Source organism: Micrococcus sp. 093350064-1, from assembly GCF_053627955.1.
This window is the reverse complement of record NZ_JBSEYU010000004.1, coordinates 110751-130132: the sequence shown is the minus strand read 5'-3', so window position 1 is coordinate 130132 and position 19382 is coordinate 110751. Positions and strand designations below refer to the sequence as shown.

At 75.4% G+C, this 19382-nt stretch carries 19 protein-coding genes; 4 read left to right on the top strand and 15 right to left on the bottom strand.

The genetic code is table 11. From position 1 onward, the window contains the following. Window positions 1-19 precede the first annotated feature (19 nt). Together ACUW6W_RS06010 and ACUW6W_RS06005 are read right to left on the bottom strand one after the other, a co-directional pair. Window positions 20-2209 carry an alpha/beta fold hydrolase gene (locus ACUW6W_RS06010; RefSeq protein ID WP_454179950.1) on the bottom strand — a complete coding sequence of 730 codons (2190 nt, stop codon included), beginning with the start codon at window positions 2207-2209 and terminating at the stop codon, window positions 20-22. Between the two features lie 95 nt (window positions 2210-2304). Continuing rightward, window positions 2305-2754 (bottom strand): DUF3806 domain-containing protein, encoded by a 450-nt coding sequence (locus ACUW6W_RS06005; RefSeq protein ID WP_063189136.1) that lies wholly within the window; start codon window positions 2752-2754, stop codon window positions 2305-2307. A gap of 262 nt (window positions 2755-3016) precedes the next feature. Between ACUW6W_RS06005 and ACUW6W_RS06000 the strand changes: the two genes are divergently transcribed. Beyond that, window positions 3017-3493 (top strand): low molecular weight protein-tyrosine-phosphatase, encoded by a 477-nt coding sequence (locus ACUW6W_RS06000; protein WP_020625299.1) that lies wholly within the window; start codon window positions 3017-3019, stop codon window positions 3491-3493. A gap of 157 nt (window positions 3494-3650) precedes the next feature. Here ACUW6W_RS06000 and ACUW6W_RS05995 read toward each other — a convergent pair whose 3' ends face one another. Genes ACUW6W_RS05995 through ftsH form a run of 9 tightly spaced genes read right to left on the bottom strand, consistent with a single transcriptional unit; the run spans window position 3651 to window position 11990 of the window. Beyond that, on the bottom strand, window positions 3651-4601 hold the full coding sequence (locus tag ACUW6W_RS05995; protein WP_363736341.1) for a Rossmann-like and DUF2520 domain-containing protein: 951 nt from the start codon (window positions 4599-4601) through the stop codon (window positions 3651-3653). Next, window positions 4598-6283, bottom strand: a complete 1686-nt coding sequence (locus tag ACUW6W_RS05990; RefSeq protein ID WP_454179947.1) for a PH domain-containing protein — start codon at window positions 6281-6283, stop codon at window positions 4598-4600. The genes ACUW6W_RS05995 and ACUW6W_RS05990 overlap by 4 nt, the downstream gene beginning before the upstream one ends. Next, window positions 6280-6792 (bottom strand): PH domain-containing protein, encoded by a 513-nt coding sequence (locus ACUW6W_RS05985; protein ID WP_454179945.1) that lies wholly within the window; start codon window positions 6790-6792, stop codon window positions 6280-6282. Before ACUW6W_RS05985 ends, ACUW6W_RS05990 begins: the two co-directional genes overlap by 4 nt. Further along, on the bottom strand, window positions 6773-7306 hold the full coding sequence (locus ACUW6W_RS05980; protein ID WP_216881739.1) for a DUF3180 domain-containing protein: 534 nt from the start codon (window positions 7304-7306) through the stop codon (window positions 6773-6775). Before ACUW6W_RS05980 ends, ACUW6W_RS05985 begins: the two co-directional genes overlap by 20 nt. Continuing rightward, the gene (gene folK, locus ACUW6W_RS05975; RefSeq protein WP_145951313.1) at window positions 7303-7947 is read right to left on the bottom strand and encodes a 2-amino-4-hydroxy-6-hydroxymethyldihydropteridine diphosphokinase; all 645 of its coding nucleotides are present in this window, start codon (window positions 7945-7947) and stop codon (window positions 7303-7305) included. The genes ACUW6W_RS05980 and folK overlap by 4 nt, the downstream gene beginning before the upstream one ends. After that, the gene (folB, locus tag ACUW6W_RS05970) at window positions 7944-8324 is read right to left on the bottom strand and encodes a dihydroneopterin aldolase (protein ID WP_216886308.1); all 381 of its coding nucleotides are present in this window, start codon (window positions 8322-8324) and stop codon (window positions 7944-7946) included. Before folB ends, folK begins: the two co-directional genes overlap by 4 nt. Beyond that, on the bottom strand, window positions 8321-9235 hold the full coding sequence (folP, locus tag ACUW6W_RS05965) for a dihydropteroate synthase (protein ID WP_095353930.1): 915 nt from the start codon (window positions 9233-9235) through the stop codon (window positions 8321-8323). The genes folB and folP overlap by 4 nt, the downstream gene beginning before the upstream one ends. A gap of 26 nt (window positions 9236-9261) precedes the next feature. Beyond that, the gene (gene folE, locus ACUW6W_RS05960; protein WP_020625291.1) at window positions 9262-9882 is read right to left on the bottom strand and encodes a GTP cyclohydrolase I FolE; all 621 of its coding nucleotides are present in this window, start codon (window positions 9880-9882) and stop codon (window positions 9262-9264) included. Window positions 9883-9899: 17 nt separating this feature from the next. Next, complete coding sequence (gene ftsH / locus ACUW6W_RS05955) at window positions 9900-11990, bottom strand: ATP-dependent zinc metalloprotease FtsH (RefSeq protein WP_454179942.1); 2091 nt, start codon at window positions 11988-11990, stop codon at window positions 9900-9902. Between the two features lie 394 nt (window positions 11991-12384). On the opposite strand from ftsH, the gene ACUW6W_RS05950 reads away from it, so the two are divergent. Next, the gene (locus ACUW6W_RS05950) at window positions 12385-13449 is read left to right on the top strand and encodes a type IV toxin-antitoxin system AbiEi family antitoxin domain-containing protein (RefSeq protein ID WP_036316222.1); all 1065 of its coding nucleotides are present in this window, start codon (window positions 12385-12387) and stop codon (window positions 13447-13449) included. Window positions 13450-13484: 35 nt separating this feature from the next. Here ACUW6W_RS05950 and hpt read toward each other — a convergent pair whose 3' ends face one another. Genes hpt through ACUW6W_RS05930 form a run of 4 tightly spaced genes read right to left on the bottom strand, consistent with a single transcriptional unit; the run spans window position 13485 to window position 17831 of the window. Further along, on the bottom strand, window positions 13485-14036 hold the full coding sequence (gene hpt, locus ACUW6W_RS05945) for a hypoxanthine phosphoribosyltransferase (RefSeq protein ID WP_002858265.1): 552 nt from the start codon (window positions 14034-14036) through the stop codon (window positions 13485-13487). 49 nt (window positions 14037-14085) lie between these two features. Continuing rightward, window positions 14086-15210 carry a tRNA lysidine(34) synthetase TilS gene (tilS, locus tag ACUW6W_RS05940; protein ID WP_454179940.1) on the bottom strand — a complete coding sequence of 375 codons (1125 nt, stop codon included), beginning with the start codon at window positions 15208-15210 and terminating at the stop codon, window positions 14086-14088. Window positions 15211-15253: 43 nt separating this feature from the next. Continuing rightward, window positions 15254-16486 carry a zinc-dependent metalloprotease gene (locus tag ACUW6W_RS05935; protein WP_454179938.1) on the bottom strand — a complete coding sequence of 411 codons (1233 nt, stop codon included), beginning with the start codon at window positions 16484-16486 and terminating at the stop codon, window positions 15254-15256. Between the two features lie 34 nt (window positions 16487-16520). Beyond that, a complete protein-coding gene (locus ACUW6W_RS05930; RefSeq protein ID WP_233490709.1) occupies window positions 16521-17831 on the bottom strand; it encodes a D-alanyl-D-alanine carboxypeptidase/D-alanyl-D-alanine-endopeptidase in 1311 nt (436 codons plus the stop codon). 220 nt (window positions 17832-18051) lie between these two features. Between ACUW6W_RS05930 and ACUW6W_RS05925 the strand changes: the two genes are divergently transcribed. Together ACUW6W_RS05925 and ACUW6W_RS05920 are read left to right on the top strand one after the other, a co-directional pair. Next, window positions 18052-18639, top strand: coding sequence for an inorganic diphosphatase (locus tag ACUW6W_RS05925; RefSeq protein ID WP_063189151.1), 588 nt, complete (start codon window positions 18052-18054; stop codon window positions 18637-18639). 89 nt (window positions 18640-18728) lie between these two features. Continuing rightward, window positions 18729-19358: a hypothetical protein gene (locus ACUW6W_RS05920; protein WP_036316227.1), complete on the top strand. Its 630-nt coding sequence runs from the start codon at window positions 18729-18731 to the stop codon at window positions 19356-19358. Window positions 19359-19382: the final 24 nt, after the last annotated feature.

The window sequence follows — 19382 nt, the reverse complement described above, 5'->3', positions numbered from 1 at the left end:
CGGCACCGGGCCCGGCGACTCAGCCCGCCGTCGACGACGGCCGCGTCAGTCCCAGCGTCTCCGGGGCCGTCGGGGCGCTGTCGCCGAGGACGTGCTCGCCCAGGAAGCCGAGGACGACCTCGTACCAGACCTTCGCGTGCTGCGGGGCGAGGATCCAGTGGTTCTCGTGGGGGAAGTAGAGGAACCGGTGGTCGGTGGTGCCGTCCGCGGCGGCCGGCCGCCCGGACTTCGCCAGCAGGTCCGACCACAGGCGCAGCCCCTCGCCGATCGGCACGCGGTAGTCCTTATCGCCGTGGATGACGAGCATCGGGGAGACGATCTCGCCCACGAACCGGTGCGGAGAGTTCTCCTGCTGCATCTGCTCGTCCATCTCGCGGGCCCAGTAGAACGCGGCGTCCGTCGTCGGGCCGAAGCCGTCCAGCGCCCACAGCGAGGCGTGCGTGACCACGCACCGGAACCGGTCGGTGTGCCCGGCCACCCAGTTCGCCATGTAGCCGCCGAACGAGCCGCCCATGGCGGCGGTGCGGTCGCCGTCGACGTCCTCACGCGCCACGACGGCGTCCGTGAGCGCCATCAGGTCCGTGTAGGGCGCCTGGCCCCAGCGGCCCCAGCCGCGTTCGATGAAGTCCTGGCCGTAGCCCGTGGACAGCGCCGGGTCCGGCAGCAGCACCGCGTAGCCGCGCGCCGCCATGATCCACGGGGTCCAGCGCCAGCTCCACGCGTTCCACGAGCCCAGGGGCCCGCCGTGGATCCACAGCAGCAGCGGGTGACCGCCGGCCGGCGCCTCCCCCTCGGGGAGCACGAGCCAGCCGCGCACGTGCGTGCCGTCCTCGGCGACGGTCTCCACGTCCTCGAGGGTGCCCGGGATCGCGGGGCGCTCCACGGGGTTCGGCAGGCGCGTGGTCTCGCCCGTGGCCAGGTCGATCCGCGCCACCTCCGGCGGGAACAGGTAGGAGGAGCGGACGCCGTAGGCCGTGGCCCCGTCCGGGGAGAGCACGATGTCGGTCCACGCCTCGTCCTCCCGGGTCACCTGCGCGACGGCGCCGGTGGCCACCTCGATGCGGAACACCGGGCGGCGACCCTCCGAGTCCGCGAGCGCGATCACCGCGGAGTCGTCCGGCAGCCACGCGACGACGTCGGCCCAGCGGTCCCAGCCGTGGGCCAGGGGCGTGGTCTGGCCCGTGGCCGTGTCCATCACGTACAGGCGCGGGTGCACGGCGGAGTGCGGGGTGGAGTCAGGGGTGCGGACGACGACGGCGCGCGTGCCGTCATGGCTGACGGGGCCGACGGCCACGTCCTCACCGGGGACGTCGTGCAGGACGTGGTGCTCGCCCGTGGCCAGGTCCACGCGCACCACCGTGCCCTCCCGCACGTTGCCGCGGGCCTCGGCGGTGGCGGCCGTGGTGAGCAGGAACGAGCCGTCCGGGGCCACCTGCGCGCCGATCCCGAACGCGTGGGAGCGCGGGAATCCGGAGACGTGGCGCAGGTGGTGCGCCACGTCGTCGGCCTCGGGAGCCAGGCCGGAGGCGGCGGGGCCGGGCTCGGCGGCGTCGGCGTCCGTGGCGGGCTCGGCGGCGTCGGCGTCCGTGGCGGGCTCGCCCTGCGGGTCCGGGCCGGGCTCGAGGACGAAGAGCTCGGGGCGGGCGGGGCCGAGGTCGTGGTCCCAGAAGCGGATGGGGTAGCCGGTGTGCAGGATGGCGTCCACGCCGGCGTCCTTGCGGGTCTGCGCGAGGGCTGCGTGCTCGGCCTCGGTGGTCGCACCGAGCAGTCGGTCCGCCGTGACGACCACGCGGTCCGCCGCGGAGGCGCACGTGACCGCGGCGACGCCGCCCGGGCGGGAGAGCACCACGCGCGCCTCGCCGCCCCGGGGCGGCAGGGCCCACAGGGCGCTGCGCTTCTCGGCCTCGGCGTCGGCGGGGTCGGGACGGGCGGAGGTGAAGAAGAGGGTGCCGTCCGCGGCGAACTGTGCGCCGGCCTCGCCCTCGCGGGAGCGGGTCAGGCGGTGGGCGGGGCGCTTGCCCGCGGGGTCGACCTCCCAGAGGGCGGTGGCGTAGCCGGTGCCCTTCGCGTCCCGGGTGGCGAGGGTGGTCACCAGGCGGGCGCCGTCCGGGCTGAGGGTGAGACCGGCGACGCGCGGCAGCGCGGTGAAGGCGTCGAGGTCGTGGAAGGGGGTGGCGGGGGCGGCCGGGGTGTCCGGGGTGGAGGTCATGCGTTCGTTTCTATCGGCCCGCACGTGATCCGGGCAACACGGAGGGCGGCGGGGTGGTGGCCTCGACGGCGGGCCGCCCCGGTGCCCGCCGCGCCTCAGGCGCCGGGCCGCGTGCCGGCGTCGGCCCGGATCTGCTGGAGCTGCTCGCCGAGCCAGTCGACGTACCCGCCCATCCACTCCCCCGTGGCCTGGTGGTTCCAGCTCTGGCCGACCACCGGCTGCGGGAAGACGACGGCGTCCGAGAGGGTGTCCCGCAGCGCGAGGGCGGGCCCCTCCTCGTCCGCGACCGTCACCCACTGCATGCCGTGGCGAGCGCCCAGGTGCTCGCCGAGCAGCACCGCGACGACGTCCAGCAGCACCGCCAGCTCCTCGGGGTCCAACTCGTCGGCCTCCGCCTGCGAGCGGGCCAGCACGGCGTCGTAGTACGCGGCGACCGCGTCCAGGTCCAGGTGGTCCACGCCCTCCTGCGCGGCGAAGTCGCGACGGACGCGCACCCACTCCCGCTCGGGCTCGGTCAGGGGGCTCATCTCGGGCTGGTCGGTCATGGCCTCCATCCTGCCAGGCGCGTCGGGCGCCGTCGTCGCCGGAACAGACGGTGCCAGCCGCGCTTTCGTTCGGGAAACGGCGGCGTGTCGCAGCGCTTTCGTTCGGGAAACGGCGAGGAACCGGGGGGACACACCGCCGGAGGCCTCCGACCCTCCAGCGGGACCACTCGTGGACGCACCCGATGCCGCCCCGCCGGCGACGAGCCGAGCGTGCGGGCCGTCGTCGTCCGCCGCCCCCGCCCGGACTTGAGACACTGGCCCCATGCGCATCATGACCGTCTGCCTGGGGAACATCTGCCGCTCGCCCGCCGCCGAGGCCGTGCTGAACCGCAAGCTCGCGGAGGCCGGTCTCGACGACGTCGAGGTCACCTCCGCCGGCACGTCCGACGAGCACGTGGGCGCCCGGCCGCATCACCTCACCCGCGAGGTCGGCGGGGAACTGGGCTACGAGTTCCCGACGGTGGGGGTGCAGCTGTCCGCCGACCTCGTGGACGACGCCGACCTGATCCTGGTGATGGACGAGGCCAACCTCGCCGACGCGCGGCGGCTCGCGACCACGGACGAGCAGCGGGACCGGATCCACCTGATGGGCGAGTTCGCGTCGGATGCGGACCGCGCCGGGGTGCGCGAGGTCCCCGATCCGTACGGGTATCCGCGGCCGCAGTTCGAGGAGATGTACCGGCAGATCGAGGACGCGGCAGACGGCGTCGTCGCCGCGATCCGCGACGGGCGCCTCTGACGGCCGGGGCGCGGTCCCGGGGTCTCGTCCCAGCGACGCGAACGCCGCCGGACCCGCCGTTTCCCGAACGAAAACGGCTCGGGGCCCGCCGTTTCCCGAACGAAAACGGCCCGGGACCCGCCGTTTCCCGAACGAAAGCGGGGGCGGCGGGGGTCGATCAGTCGTCGTGGGGGTCGTCGGAGTCGTCGAGGACCTCGCGCAGCCGCGCCGCCGTGTCCGCGCGCAGGGTGCCGCGGGTCTCGGCGCGGTCGGTCGTCGCGCGGGCGAGGGTCTCCCACACGGCCCGCACGTCCGGGGGCAGTCCCCCGGCCTCGAGCTCCCCGAGGGTCTCACGGTGGGTCCGCAGCGTGTCGACGTCACCGCGGGCCACGGGGCCGGTGAGGGCGCCGTCGCCGTCCGTGAGCGCGTTCTCCAGCGCGGCGGTCATCAGTGAGCGCAGCACCCGCTCCGGGTCGGCCACCCCGATCGTCTCCAGGATCTGGCGGGCCTGCGCCGTCAGCGTCACCAGGTGGTTCGACCCGTGGGACAGCGCCAGGTGGTAGGCCGCCCGGTCGGCCTCCTTCACGACCACGGGCTCGCCGCCCATCTCCACCACGAGCGCCTGGGCCACGGGCAGCACCACGGGGTCCGCGGTCACGCCGAACACGCAGTCCTGCAGCCGCGCGACGTCGAGGCTCAGCCCCGTGAACGTCATGGCCGGGTGGATCGCCAGGGGGATCGCCCCGTGCGCGCGCACCGGCTCCATCACCCCCACCCCGTAGCGGCCAGAGGTGTGCACGAGCAGGTGGCCGGTCTGCACGTGCCCCGCGGCGGCCAGGCCGGCCACGAGCTCGCCCAGCGCGTCGTCCGGGACGGCGAAGACGACCATCTCGGAGCGGCGCAGGATCTCGGGGATCTCCAGGACGGGCACGCCCGGCAGGAGCATCTCCGCGCGGTCCCGCGAGGCCTCGGAGACGGCGTGCACGCCCGTGATCGTGTGGCCCGCAGCCCGCAGCGCCGAGCCCAGCACGGCCCCCACTCGACCCGCGCTCACCACACCGACGCCCAGCCGCCCGGGCCGCTGCGCCGGGTCGTGCGGGTCCAGGCTCAGGTCGAATCCACCAGTCATCGCTCCTCCTCGCCGCGCACGGCGGGGACGTCTGCCCCGCTCTCCTCCCCGACGACGGCGCCGCCGACGACGCCGGCCCGGGCCAGTTCGCGGCGGCCCACCTCGGTGGCCGCGACCTCGCGCGTGCGCTGCTCGAAGCGGGCCAGCTCCTCGGGCCGCATCCACTGGTCGCGGTCGGTGAGGCGACGCGAGACGGCGGCGTGCCGGGCCTCCCGGGCGTACAGGTCCACGGCCACGTCCTCGTCGAGGTCGCGGACCACGGCGTTCGCCCCCGCGACCCACACGCGCACCGTGGCCAGACCCAGGCGTCGCTGCACCGGGCCCTGCGCCAGCTCGGCCGCCTGCATGCGCTCGTGCTGGAGGGTCTGCAGCCGGCGGTTCAACCAGCCGCTGCGCACCACCAGCAGGGACCGCGTCGTCGTGAAGCCGGTCCGCCGCCAGGCGAACCAGTTGAACCACCACCTGCCGCGCCGCGGCACGTGCTGGAAGCCGCCCTCCGTGCCGGTGCCGTGCACGCCGAGGTGCATGAGCCCGGCGGGGGTCAGCCCCTGCGCGGCGCGCGGATCGCCGTCCAGGCCCGGGTCCGGGGCCACGACCGTGAGGACGCGGAGCACGTCCTCCCACGGGCCGACGGGCAGCGCGTCGTCCCGGGCGCCGTCGGACTCCTGCCCGTAGCCGGCCACCGCCACGTTCACCCGATACCAGCCGAAGGGCCGCCAGAACAGGGGCTGGGAGACGGTCACCCCCTGCACCCGCCCCGGCGGGACGGTCTGGTGGGTGGTCTCGGTGAGCCCGTGCCGCAGTCGCAGCCCGTCGGTGGAGCGGCGCACCTGGAAACCCCAGCCGGCGTTCAGCCGGGACCACGCGACGCCGGCCACGGAGAACAGGGCGGGCAGGGACGCGGCCGCGCCGATCCCGGTCAGGGTCTCCCCCTCGTCCAGCACCGCCTCGGGCAGCAGCGCGACCACGAGGGCGAGGCCGCCCAGCCAGATCAGGGACCCGGCCAGCACCCCCAGCACGCCTCCCGAGAGCAGGACGGAGCCGAGGAGCCGCCCCGCGGGCACCTGCAGCATGAGTTCGCCGGCGTCCGCGTCCGCGGCGTCGGCGTCGGGGAGGCCGGGCTCGGCCGCCCGCTCCGGGGCGGACGCGTCCGCCCCGGCTCCCCCGAGCATCCCCGACGCGCGGTCCAGGATCTCCCGGCGCACCGCTTCGGCCTCGGCGCGGCGCAGGAAGGACAGCTCGAGCGCGGACTCGCCGCCGTCGGCCGCCTCGACCTTCACCGTGGCCAGCCCGAGCAGCCGGGCCACGAGGGGGTGCTGCAGGTCCACCGCCTGGATGCGGTCGTAGCGCATCTGCCGGCGGCTGCGGAAGAGCCAGCCCTGGCGCAGCTCGATCCGGTCCTCCCCGCAGCGGAACCGGGTGAACCACCAGGAGAAGAAGAACACGAGGCTGATCAGCAGGGTGACCCCCAGCAGGATGCCGCCGGCCACGAGCAGGCTGCCGTCGCCGCCGCCCGGGGCGTCCTCCCCGCTGAGCCGGCCCGCCGCGAAGTCCTCCACCGCGTTACGACCCACGAAGAACAGGATCAGCAGCAGGAAGGTCCAGCCCCGCACCCAGGGCGAGGCGGGGCGGACGCGGACCCAGCCGGCGTCGTCGGCGGGGGGCGGGGCGGCCGCGCTCACAGGCCCGCCAGCCGCGCCTGGCCGCGCGCCATGAGGACTTCGCGCAGCTCCTCGGCCCTCTCGCGGGGCACGCCCTCCAGGGTGACGTCCCCGCCCGCGGCGGCGGTCTTCAGGGTGAGGGTCTGCAGCCCGACCCGGCGCAGCAGCGGACCGTCCGACACGTCCACGTACTGCAGGCGGCCGTACGGCACCGCGTGCACGCTGCGGAACAGGATGCCCTCGCGCCACAGGACGTCGTCCTCGCGCTCGGCCCAGCCCATCGCGCGCACGCGCCGCGGGATCAGGATCAGGTCCACGATCCAGGACACGACGACGACGGCCGGCAGCCCCCACGCGACCCACGCGGCCATCCCCGCCCACGGGCCGGTGAGCTTGAGGATCAGCGGCACGGAGAACGCGGCGAGCCAGATCAGGTGGCCGATGGACGTGGCGATGAGCTTCACCGTGGTCAGCCGCGGCGAGGCCGGCGTGAAGGCCACGCCGCTCAGGTCAATGCCGGGCACGGGCATACCCTCCTTCCGTCTCGGGACGGGCCGGTCGGCCGCGGCCCGGGGACCCATCCTGCCCACGGCCGCCCTCGGGCGCATCCTCCTCAGGGGGGATCCGGCACCACCGTTCGACGATCAGCCCCACCACCAGCAGGACGAGACCGCCGGCGGCCTGCAGGGCGGCCTCCCGCACGGTCGGCGCCCCGACGCCGGCCCGCAGCAGCACCTGCACCGCCACACCGGCGTGCCAGCCGCCGAGGGCCGCTCCCGCGAAGCCGGAGGCCTGGCCGAGCACGAGCGTGCGGGCCGCGGCGAGCGGGTCCATCCGCGCGGCGGCGGGCTTCTCCCGGTCGCGGCGCACCCGCCAGCCCAGCGCGAGGCACAGCACGGAGACCGCGGCCACGGTGATCAGGCCGCCGCGGCCCACCACGGGCGCCGGCCAGCCCAGGGACGGCGAGGCGAGCCCGGCCAGCCAGCCGAGCACGGCGGCCGCCAGCACCACGAGCAGGGTCCACCCGGAGCGCAGCGCGATCACGTGGCCTCCCTCCCGAGGGCGTTCGGGCGTGCCGGGCGGAGCGGGGCGACGTCGTCGGAGCCGGCCAGCAGCCGGTGCCGCTCGGGTTCCTGGCGGCGCACCCCGGGGGCGTCCGCGGCGACGGCGGCGAGGTCGGCGACGGGCATGCCGTCGAGCGTGGCGTCCGCGTCGAGCCACAGCCACGGCAGCAGCACGAAGGCCCGCTCGGCCGCGCGGGGATGCGGCAGGGTGAGGTCCGGGTGGTCGCTGCGCACGTCCCCGTAGGCGATCACGTCCACGTCCAGGGTGCGCGCGCCCCAGCGGACCTCACGCCGCCGATGGTGGTCCTGCTCGAGCCGGTGCGCCACCGCGAGCAGCTCCCACGGCGCGAGGTCCGTGCGCAGGGTGACCACCTGGTTGAGGTAGTCGGGCTGCCCCGGCGGCCCGCCCACGGGCGCGGTGACGGCCCGGGGCGAGGCCCGGACGTCCGTGATGTGCGGCAGCGCGGACAGGGCGGCGACGGCGGCGTCGAGCGTCTGCGCGGGCTCGCGCAGGTTGGCGCCGAGGGCCAGCACGGCCGCGACGGGCGCGTCCGGGCGGGCGCCCAGCGCGGGGACGGGCGCGGGGCCCTCGGCCGGGTGCGACCAGTCGACGGTGCTCACGCGAGGCCCTCCCGGGTGCGGTGCACGGTGACGGCGGCGTCCGCGAAGTCGTGCGGGATGGGCGCCTGCGGCTTGTGCACGGTGACCTCGACGGCGGCCACCACGGGCTGCTCGGCGAGGACGGCGCGGGCGATCCGGTCGGCGAGGGTCTCGATCAGGTCCACCGGCTCCCCGGTGACCAGGCGGACCACCGTGTCCGCGACCTCGGCGTAGTTGGCGGTGCGGGCGAGGTCGTCGCCGGCCGCGGCGGGGCCGGCGTCGAGGTGGAGGACGACGTCCGTGACGAACGGCTGCCCGTCCCGGCGCTCGTGGTCGAAGACCCCGTGGTGCCCGACGGCGGACAGCCCGGCCAGGCGGATGCGGTCCCGGGCGCTCACGGCAGCACGTCCTCGGAGACGGGCTCACCCGGGGCATGCGCCCCGACCCAGGCGGCGGCGGTGCGGACGGCGTCGGCGCTGGCGCGCACGTCGTGCACGCGCACGCCCCACGCGCCCTGGGCGGCGGCGAGGGCGGAGATGGCCGCGGTGGCGGCGTCGCGCGCGGCGGGCGGGGCCGGGGTGCCGTCGTCGTCCGCCAGCAGCGTGCCCAGGAACCGCTTGCGCGAGGCGGCGACGAGCACCGGGTGGCCCATGGCGCGGAGCCACTCGAGGCCGCGCAGCAGCTCCCAGTTCTGCTCGCCGGCCTTCGCGAAGCCCAGGCCCGGGTCGACGATCAGCTGCGCGGGCTCGACGCCCGCGGCGAGGAAGCGGCCGGCCACGTCCCGCAGCTCGCACACGACGTCCGGGACGGTGTCCTCGTAGACGGCCAGCCCGTCCATGGTCTGCGGGTTCCCGCGGTTGTGCATGAGGATGTACGGCGCGCCCGACGTGGCGATCAGCGCCGGCATATCCGGCTCGTGGGCGAGGCCGGAGACGTCGTTGACGATCACCGGCCCCAGCGCCAGGGCAGCCCGGGCGGTGGCGGTGTGGCGCGTGTCCACGGAGAGGACGACGTCCTCGGCCAGCAGCGCCTCGATCACGGGCAGGATGCGCTCCTGCTCCTCGGCCGGCGGCACGGCGCGGGCCCCGGGGCGGGTGGACTCCCCGCCCACGTCCACGATGTCCGCGCCGTCCGCGACCATGCGCCGGGCGTGCTCGACGGCCGCGCGGACGGTGGCGTGCTCCCCGCCGTCCGAGAACGAGTCAGGGGTGACGTTGAGGATGCCCATGACCAGGGTCCGGTCCGCGGGCAGCCGCCCCAGCAGGGCGCGGTTCGCCTCCCGCGCCGCCGCGTCGATGCTCTCGTCCACGTGTCCTCCTCCGCCGTCGGTGGTCCTCAGCCGTGCATGATGAGGCTCATCGCCTCCGAGCGCGTGGACGGATCCCGCAGCTGGCCGCGCACCGCCGAGGTGACGGTCTTCGCGCCCGGCTTGCGCACGCCGCGCATGGACATGCACATGTGCTCGGCCTCCACCACCACGATCGCCCCGCGCGGGGCCAGGTGCTCCATGAGCGCCTCCACCACCTGCGTGGTCAGCCGCTCCTGCACCTGCGGACGCCGCGCGTACAGCTCCACGAGACGGGCCAGCTTGGACAGCCCCGTCACGCGGCCCTCGGCGGAGGGGATGTAGCCGATGTGTGCGGTGCCGTGGAACGGCACCAGGTGGTGCTCGCAGGTCGAGTAGAACGGGATGTCCTTCACCAGCACGAGCTCCTCGTGCGCGATGTCGAACGTGGTGCCGAGCACCTGGTCCGGGCTCTGGTGCAGGCCCGCGAAGAACTCTGCGTACGCCTTGGCCACCCGCGCCGGGGTGTCCGCCAGGCCCTCGCGGTCCGGGTCCTCACCGATCGCCAGCAGGATCTCCCGCACCGCCGCCTCGATGCGCGGCCGGTCGACCGCGGTGGAGTCCGGGTCGAACGTGCCGGGGACGGCGTCGTCGGGGGTGTGGGCTGTCATGCGGGCCTCCTGCGCGGTCAAAAGGTCGGTCCCTCGCCGGGGCCCGGCGTGTTGCTCGGACCGCCGTGCGGCGACAGGCCGGGGCCGGCCGCGTCCCCGCCCAGCGACGACGGCGGCGCACCCTCCGGACGCACCGGCACCGTGGTGCCCTCGACGCCGACGGGGGTCTGCTCCCCGCCGTCGTGGCGCGAGCGGCGCTCGGAGGGGGAGAGGACGGGCGGGATGTCCTGCGGGAGCCGGTCGTCCGAGGCCAGCCACACGCCGCGCTCGGGCCGCTTGCGGACGTCCGCGAAGATGGCGGCGATGGCCTCCTGGGTGAGCGTCTCCTTCTCGAGCAGCTCGTAGGCCAGCCGGTCCAGGACGTCCCGGTTCTCCGTGAGCACCCAGTGGGCCTCGGCGTGGGCCTGGTCCAGCAGGGTGCGGACCTCGGCGTCCACCAGGTACGCGAGCTCCTCGGAGTACTCGCGGGAGGAGCCGCCGGGGGCACCGCCCACGAAGGGCTCGGAGCTGCCGCCGCCGAGCTTGACGGCGCCCACCTTGGCGGACATGCCGTACTCGGTGACCATCTTGCGGGCCGTGTCCGTGGCCTTCTGGATGTCGTTCGCGGCGCCCGTGGACGGGTCCTTGAACACGATCTCCTCCGCCACGCGTCCGCCCATCGCGTACGCGAGCTGGTCCAGGAGCTCGTTGCGGGTGACGGAGTACTTGTCGTCCTCCGGGACCACCATCGTGTAGCCCAGGGCGCGGCCGCGGGGCAGGATCGTGATCTTGGTGACCGGGGCGGAGTTGCGCAGCCCGGCCGCGACGAGCGCGTGGCCGCCCTCGTGGTAGGCGGTGACCTTGCGCTCGTGCTCGTTCATCAGGCGGGTGCGCTTCTGCGGGCCGGCCATCACGCGGTCCACGGCCTCGTCCAGGGCGTGGTTGTCGATCACGTTGTTGTTCGAGCGCGCCGTGAGCAGCGCGGCCTCGTTGATCACGTTGGCCAGGTCCGCGCCCGTGTAGCCGGGGGTGCGCTTGGCCAGGGAGCGCAGGTCCACGTCCAGGGCGATCGGCTTGCCCTGCGCGTGCACCTCGAGGATCCTGGCGCGGCCCTCGAGGTCCGGGGCGTCCACGGGGATCTGGCGGTCGAAGCGGCCCGGGCGCAGCAGCGCCGGGTCCAGGACGTCCGGGCGGTTGGTCGCGGCGATCATGATGACGTTCGTGGAGGCGTCGAAGCCGTCCATCTCCACGAGCATCTGGTTCAGGGTCTGCTCGCGCTCGTCGTTGCCGCCGCCGATGCCTGCGCCGCGGTGCCGGCCGACGGCGTCGATCTCGTCCACGAAGATGATGGCGGGGGCGTTGGACTTGGCCTGCTCGAAGAGGTCGCGCACGCGCGAGGCGCCGACACCCACGAACATCTCCACGAAGTCCGAGCCGGAGATCGAGTAGAACGGCACGCCGGCCTCACCGGCCACGGCCTTGGCCAGGAGGGTCTTGCCCGTGCCGGGCGGGCCGTAGAGCAGCACGCCCTTGGGGATCTTGGCGCCCACCGCGCGGAAGCGGTCCGGCACGGTGAGGAACTCCTTGATCTCCTGGAGCTCCTCCACCGCCTCGTCCGCGCCCGCGACGTCCTTGAACAGCACGTCCGGGTTGTCCTTGTTGATCAGCTTGGCGCGGGACTTGCCGAACTGCATGACCTTGCCACCGCCGCCCTGCATGCGGGACATCAGGAACCAGAACAGCAGTGCGATGAGCAGGAACGGAACCATGAAGCCGAGCAGCGAGAGGAACCAGTTGCTCCGCACCGGCTCGTCCGTGTAGCCGTCCAGGGCCGAGTCGTCCACCGCGGTGACCACGTCCGTGGCGCGCGCGGTGGCGAAGTAGAAGTAGACCTCCTTGCCGAGGTCCCGGTCGTCCTGCTTGTAGGGCTCACGCAGGGTGAGGTCCACGCGCTGGTCCCCGTCCACCACGCGGGCCTGCGCGGCCTTGTCGTCCTTCAGCAGGGCCATGCCCACGTTGGTGTCCACCATGGTGCGGCCGCTCTGTGACGTGGTCAGCGGGATCGCGACGGCGAGGACCAGCAGGCCCAGCAGGATCCAGACGTAGGGCTTGTTGAACAGCTTCTTCACGGTCCGAGTGTCTCCTGGTCTGCCGCGGGGGCCGGGCTCCCCGGGGCGGCCGCCGTGCAGCCGGGGCCGGCGCAGGGCCGACGTCGCGCCCGGGTCAAGCCTCCACGGTACCGGCCCCGCCCGGGTGTCCGCTGACTGTTCGCGTCAGGTGGACAGGGCGCGGGCGGTCAGCCGGCGCCGACGTCGGCCAGCACCGTCCTGGCACCCACCGGGAATGCGAGGGGTCGGAATGGCGCGTGGATCGCACCTCAGAGCGACCGCTCGCGTGACAGGTCGCCGGCGCTGCGGCCACGCCCCTGCGTCCCCGCCTGCACAGACCCCCGCGCACCCGAACTCCTCCCCAGGCCGACGGCGGCCCAGGACGCCGCCCGCCCCACCGCGCCAGGCTGGCACCATGCGTCGCCCCACCCCGCTTCCCGCGTCCTTGCTGGACGGCCCCTTCACCGCCGCGCAGGCGAGGGCCGCCGGCATCGACCACAACCGGCTGCGTCGCTCCGACGTCGAACGCCTCGCCCGGGGCCTCTACCGCCGGCGTGAGGCCGCCCCGGCCGCCGTCGAGCGCCCCGCGGCCGGCTCCTCCCCCTACCGGTGGAGCACCCCGCTCTCGGCCACCCAACACGAGCTCCTGCTGCGACTCGCCCGGCACCGCGCCACCACGGTGGTGTCGCACCAGACCGCGGCCCGCGCCCGGGAGATCTGGCTGCCGGAGCGACTGGACGCGGGGGACGAGGTCCACGTGAGCCGCCCGCGGGACCGTGGCCGCCTCGCCCTCCCCGGCGTCACCTCCCACCGGACGGCGCTCCCGCCCGCGGACGTGGAGCGCGTGCGGATCGGCGGTCTGGCCTGGTACGTCACCGCCCCGCCCCGTCTCTGGGTCGACCTCGCGGCCCTGCTCGACGACGACGAGCTCGTCATCCTCGGCGACCATCTCGTCCGCCGGGCGGAACTGTCCGGCGGTCCCGACGCTGCCGAGCGGACCCGGGCGGCCCTGACCCAGGCGGCCGAGACCAGCCCGTCCGCGCACAACCGGCGACGACGGCTCCGCACCGCCGCCACGCTGGTCCGGGTGGGGGCGCACTCGCCGAAGGAGACGCGGCTCCGGCTCGCGCTGACGGCCGCCGGGCTCCCCGAGCCCGCACTGCAGCTCGAGGTCTGGGACCCGGAGTTCTCCCTGCACCACCCCGCGACGGCGGACCTGGGCTATCCGCAGGCGAGAGTGGCCCTGCACTACGACGGCGGCCACCACGGCGCGGATCGCCAGATCGACCGCGACGTGCAGCGCAACGCGGCCTTCGAGCGACGGGGCTACCGGAACATCACCGTGTCCTCCTCCGACGCTCGCCGCGGATTCACGCGCGTGATCGTGGAGGTGCGCCGTCACCTCGGGGACGCCGGCGGCCTGTCACGCAAGGAGTCGGAATGGGGCGGAGATCCGGCATCAGAGCGACACCACGCGTGACAGGTCGGCCACGCCGGGCCACGCCGGGCCCCCGGTCAGCTGTACACGTGCGGGGCGAGCGTGCCCACGAAGTCCAGGTTGCGGTACTTCTCCGCGTAGTCCAGGCCGTAGCCCACCACGAACTCGTTGGGGATGTCCCGCCCGACGTACTTCACGTCGATGTCCACCTTCATGGCCTCCGGCTTGCGCAGCAGGGTGCAGATCTCGACCGAGGCCGGGCCGCGGGACTCCAGGTTGGCCTTGAGCCAGGACAGGGTCAGGCCGGAGTCGATGATGTCCTCGACGATCAGGACGTGCCGGCCCGTGAGGTCCGCGTCGAGGTCCTTGAGGATGCGCACCACGCCGGAGGACTTGGTGCCGGAGCCGTAGGAGGAGACCGCCATGAAGTCCAGCTCCACGTGGGAGTGCAGGGCGCGGGTGAGGTCGGCGACCACCATCACGGCGCCCTTGAGCACGGCGACGATGAGCAGGTCCTTGTCCGCGTAGTCGCGGTCGATCTGGCGGGCCAGGTCCGTGATCGTGTCCTGCACGTCCTCGCGGGACATGAGGACGTGGGTGAGATCGTTCTGGACATCCTGTGCGTCCATGCGCCGCTCCTGGTGAGTGCTCGTGCGGGAATGCCGGGCCGGGCCGCAGTCAGGGACCGGGCAGGCAGGGGATGAGGTCCAGTCTGGCACACGCCCGATGCGCGGCCACCCCGCCGGGCAGCTCCACCGGACCGGCCGACGTGCCCCCCGCGCGGGCGCCCGTCACGAGGGCGTCCACCGCGAGGATCCGTTCGCGGGGCGGGGCCTGCCCTCCCGCGGCGCGGGCGGCGCGCGCGATCACGCGGTGGCGCACGGCGGCGGGCAGCGCGGCCAGGGCGTCCAGGTCCAGGGAGACGACGCGCGGGTCCCCGGCGGGCGGGTCGACGCGCAGCCGGGTGACCTCGTCGCCGGCCCATACGTCGAGGGCCGCGGCGTCCTCGGCCGCGATGGCCGCGGTGCGCACCAGCCCGGCCCGCACGCCGGGGCCGAGGCCGGCGTCGGGGTCCTCGAGCGCGGGCAGCACACGGGTGCGGACCCGCGAGCGCAGCAGCGCGGGATCGCGGTTGTGCGGGTCCTCGAACCAGGTCAGCCCGGCCCAGCGGCAGATCGTCTCGGTGTCCGCTCGGGTCAGGCCCAGCAGGGGGCGGACGACGGCGGCCCCGCCCGGCAGCGTCCCGCGCGCCGGGATCCCCGCGAGGGACCGCGTGCCGGAGCCGCGTGCGAGCCCGAGGAGGACCTGCTCCGCCTGGTCGTCGGCGGTGTGGGCGGTGAGGACGACGGCGGCGCCCCCCTGCCCCGCGTCCCGGGCGGCGGCGGCGAGGGCCTCCCGGCGGGCACGCCGGGCGTCGGCTTCGGGGCCGTCGCCGGTGCGGGCCACCTCGACCCGCGTGACGGTGACCGGGGCCAGACCGAGGATGCGGGCGACGTCGGCGGCGGCCGCCGCCACGGCGTTGCTGCCCGACTGCAGCCCGTGGTCCACCACGGCCGCGCCGATCGGGCCGAGCCGCGCACCGTCCCGGGTGCCCACGAGGACGGCGCAGGCCACGGCGAGCGCGAGGGAGTCGGCGCCGCCGGAGAGGGCGACGAGCCCGCGGGGGCGATTCCCCGCCCGGCCCGGCCCGGCATCCGCGCGACAGGACCCGTCGCCCGCCAGGGCCTCCCGCACCGCCGCGACGGCCCGGTGCAGGGGCTCGGGCCAGCGGGTGCGCGGCGGCCATGCGCCGACCGCGGGCACGCCGCCGGACCTGCCCGCCGGCGTCGGCCCCGGGTCCCGCGCCTCAGGCCTGGGCACGGATGCGCGCCACCCACGTCTCGGGGGCGTGGAGCTCGGCCTCGCTCGGCAGCAGCTCGGGGGCGTCCCAGACCACGTTGAACCCGGCCATGCCGAGCTCGGCCACGGCGGCGGCCACGAACCTCTGGCCGTCGCGGTACTGGCCCATCTTGGCGTCCATGCCCAGCAGGCGGCGGAGCATGCGATCCAGGGGCGAGCGGCGGTCGCCGCGCTCGTCGAAGCGGCGGCGGATGGTCTTGACGGAGGACACGACGGAGGAGTCGACGGCGTCCATCACCACGTTCGCGTGCCCCTCGAGCAGGGACATCACGGCCGTCAGCCGGGACAGGCGCTCCCGGTCCTCCTCGTCCTGGATCGCACCGAGCAGACCCGGCGCGGGGCGGGCCGGGGCCACGTCCTGCGCGTCGTGTCCGTCCCGCGTCCCGATCCGGCCGGCGTCGGCCTCCCGACCCAGCGGGTTCGCCGCCGCGAGCGCGGTGCGCAGGCGCTCGGGCAGGGACTCGGCCTTGTCGAACAGGCCGACGGTGAGCGCCGTGATCTCGGCCCGCAGGTGCTCGCGCAGCCAGGGCGCGGCCGCGAACTGCACGCGGTGGGTCTGCTCGTGCAGGCACACCCAGAGGCGGAAGTCCGCCGGGTCGACGTTGATCTCCGCGCGCACCTGCGCCACGTTCGGGGCCACGAGCAGCAGGCGTCCGCCGGCGGGGCCGCCCGCCGTCCCCCCGGGGCCGGGCAGCGCGATGAACGGGTCGTACTGGCCGAGGATCCTCCCGGACATCCAGGCGAGGATCCCGCCCATCTCCAGGGCGGTGGCGTGCCGGGTGACGCGGGTGGTGGCGGCGGCGTGCTCGCGGGGCCGGGTGTCCCGCATATGCGCGAACGTGGGGTCCAGCAGGGTGGCGAAGGACTGGGTGGCGGCGCGCGACCAGGTGGGGCGGTCCACCACGAGCACCTGCGAGTCGCGCAGGTCCCGTGCCGCCTCGAGCCCGGTCAGGCGGTGGACGTGCGGCACGGCGGCCTCCGCGGCGGCGCGCAGGCCCTCTGCCTCGCGCGTCGCCTCCCGCGGCGTGAACCGGGGGCCGGCGGCGGCGAGGGACCGTGCGGTCCGTGCTGCGAAGGCCCAGTCCACCGGGTGGGCGACGGCGGGGCCCGGCTCGGCGGGGGCGCCCGGCTCGGCGTCCGCGGCGGCGCGGGGGCGGTCGGTCGCGTGGTCGTCGCTCATGGGCTCCATCAGATCACAGGCCCCGGACCTCGGATCAGAGCCCGGCGACGGCGCTGACGGCCTCATCGACCGCCGCGCGCGCGGGCTCCAACTTCCACTGCAGATCCGAGCAGATGATGCTGAACGCGAGGACCCGCCCGGACGTCGTGGTGACGGTGCCGGTGAGGGAGACCGTCTGGTCGAGCGTGCCGGTCTTCGCGGCCACGGCCTGCCGCGCGGGGGCATCCGGGAACCGGTCGCCCAGGGTGGAGTCCTCGCCGGGCCGCGGCAGGCCCTCCAGCACGGTGCCCAGGGCGGGTGTGCGGGCCACCCCGGCCACGACGCCGGCCAGCTGGCCCGCGCTGACGCGGTTGTCCGGGGACAGGCCCGAGGAGTCCACGAGCGCCATCCCGGCGGTGTCCACGCCGAGGTCCTCGGCGGTGGCCGTCAGCAGCTGCGTGGCGCCCTCGTGGGTGGCGGGCAGGTCGGCGGCGGGCGCGGCCGTGTGGGCCAGGGCCTCGACCACCTGGTTCTCCGAGTGGGCCAGCAGGTACGCGACCTGCTCCCCCACGGACGCGGACTCCACCGCCGCGACGGGGGCGGCGGCGAGGACCGTGGAGCGCGGCACCTCGGTGGCCGGGATCGTGTCCCGCAGACCCACCTCGAGGTCGGCGCCGGAGGCGGCCACCGCGTCGTCGAGCGCGGCCTGGAAGGTGAGGGCGGCGAACTGCGCCGGGGCCTCGATGCGGTCCTCCCCGGTGCCGGGGACCTCACGGCCGCCGTAGGTGGCCAACGGCTGCACCGGCGCGATGTTGCCGCTCTCCGGGATGTCCGACGTCCAGCGCGGGTTCAGGGCCGTCCGGTCCGTGAAGAGCCGCAGGTCCGTGCTGACCACCACCTGCCCGGTGACGCCGTCCTCGACCAGCCCGGCCACGGTCCGCTCCGCGAGGGTGCGCAGGCCCGCGCGGCCGGAGACGTGCTTCGAGTCCGAGGCGCCCGTGCCCAGCAGCACGTCGCCGCCACCCACGAGCACCAGCTCGGTGGCCGCGCCGTCCGCGGTGGGCTGGGCCACCACGGTGGTCTGCAGAGTCGTCTCAGGACCCAGGGCGGAGACGATGGCCGCGGCGGCGAGCACCTTGAGCGAGGACGCGGGGGCCACGGGCTCGTCCGCGTCCCGCGCGTACAGCACCTCGCCGGTGGCCAGGTCGCGGAACTCAGCGGAGACGGTGCCCGGGGACGTCTCCAGCCCCGGCTCGACGGCGGCCGCCACCTGGGCCGCGGTGGGGCCGGTGGACGGGGACGACGACGTCGGCCCGGCGGTCGTCGACGAGGCGGACGTGCTCGACGGGGCCGGCGGCGCGGTCACGGGCCCGCAGGCGACCAGGACGGCCGCGAGCGCGGCCAGGAGGACGGCGGGGAGCGGGCGGCTCCGGAGGCGTTCCGTGCGTCGATCCCGACGCCCAGCGCGCCCTGTGTCCACCTGTCCCATGCGTCCATCATGACGGGCGCCCCCGGTAGGCTGACGGCAGCACCGCCGGGCGGCGCCGCGCCGCCCGGACACCCCACCCTCTGTGCGAAGGAGAGTCATGGCGCACGACGTCACCATCGAGATCCCCGCGGGCTCCCGCGTGAAGTACGAGTTCGACCACGAGACCGGCCGCCTGCGCCTGGACCGCGTGCTCTTCACCTCCATGCAGTACCCCACGCACTACGGCTACTTCGAGAACACCCTCGGCGAGGACGGCGACCCGCTGGACGCCCTCGTGTACCTGCCGGGCTTCGACCTGGTGCCGGGCTGCGTTGTCGAGGCCCGCCCGATCGGCGTGTTCAACATGACCGACGACGGCGGCGGCGACGCCAAGCTGCTGTGCGTCCCGGCGGACAAGCGCTACGACCACATCACCGAGCTCGAGCACGTGGAGGAGTCCCTCAAGCAGGAGATCGAGCACTTCTTCACCCGCTACAAGGACCTCGAGCCGGGCAAGTGGGTCAAGGCCGAGGGCTGGGAGGGCCGCGCGGCGGCCGAGGCCGAGCTCGAGGCCTCCATCCAGCGCTTCAACGCCGAGGGCGACGAGTCCCCGACCGACGAGCCCCAGGGCCGCGACGTGGACACCGAGGAGGCGCAGCCGGCCACCGAGAAGGGCGAGGAGACGGACGAGCCCCAGGGCCGCTGACCCCCGCACCGCCCCCGCGCGCGACGCCGGCCGCTCACCCCTCGGGGTGGGCGGCCGGCGTCGTCTGCGGGCTGGCAGAATCGACGACCATGTTCGTGCTCACCATCAACCAGCGGGACACCCTCGACGCCGGCGACCGCGTGGACACGTTCCTGCGCGCCCTCCAGGACGTGCCGGGGCTCGGCGACGCCGTCGTGCTCCCGTTCCAGCGCGCCGTGGGCGACGAGCTGATCGGCGCCGTCGAGGACCCGCGCGTCGCCGTGGACGTGGCGCTGCGCGCCCTGCGGCAGCGCCGCTGGAACGTGGGGGTCGGCGTCGGGACGGTGACGCACGCGGACGGTGCGGCGGGCGCGCCCACCTCCGGGGACCTGCACGACGCCGGCGGGCCCGGTCTCGCGGCGGCGCGGCGGGCCGTGGAGGCGGCGGCCGTGTCCACCGCGCGGATCCCGTTGGCCGTGCGCGGCCGGGACGAGGAGGCGGCCGCCGAGGCCGAGGCCGTGCTGCGACTCGTCGGGCAGCTCGTGTGGTCCCGGACCGACGCCGAGTGGGCGGTGCTGGACCTGCTGGTGCCCGGGGTGCGCGGCCAGCAGAAGCCGGCGGCCGCCGCGCTCGGGATCACGGCGCAGGCCGTCTCGCAGGCGGTGCAGCGCTCCTACTGGAACGAGGAGCACGCCTGCCGCCCCGCCGCCGCGCGGCTGCTCACGCTGGCGGGGGGCTGACCCGGCGGCCCGGGCCGGTCGCGC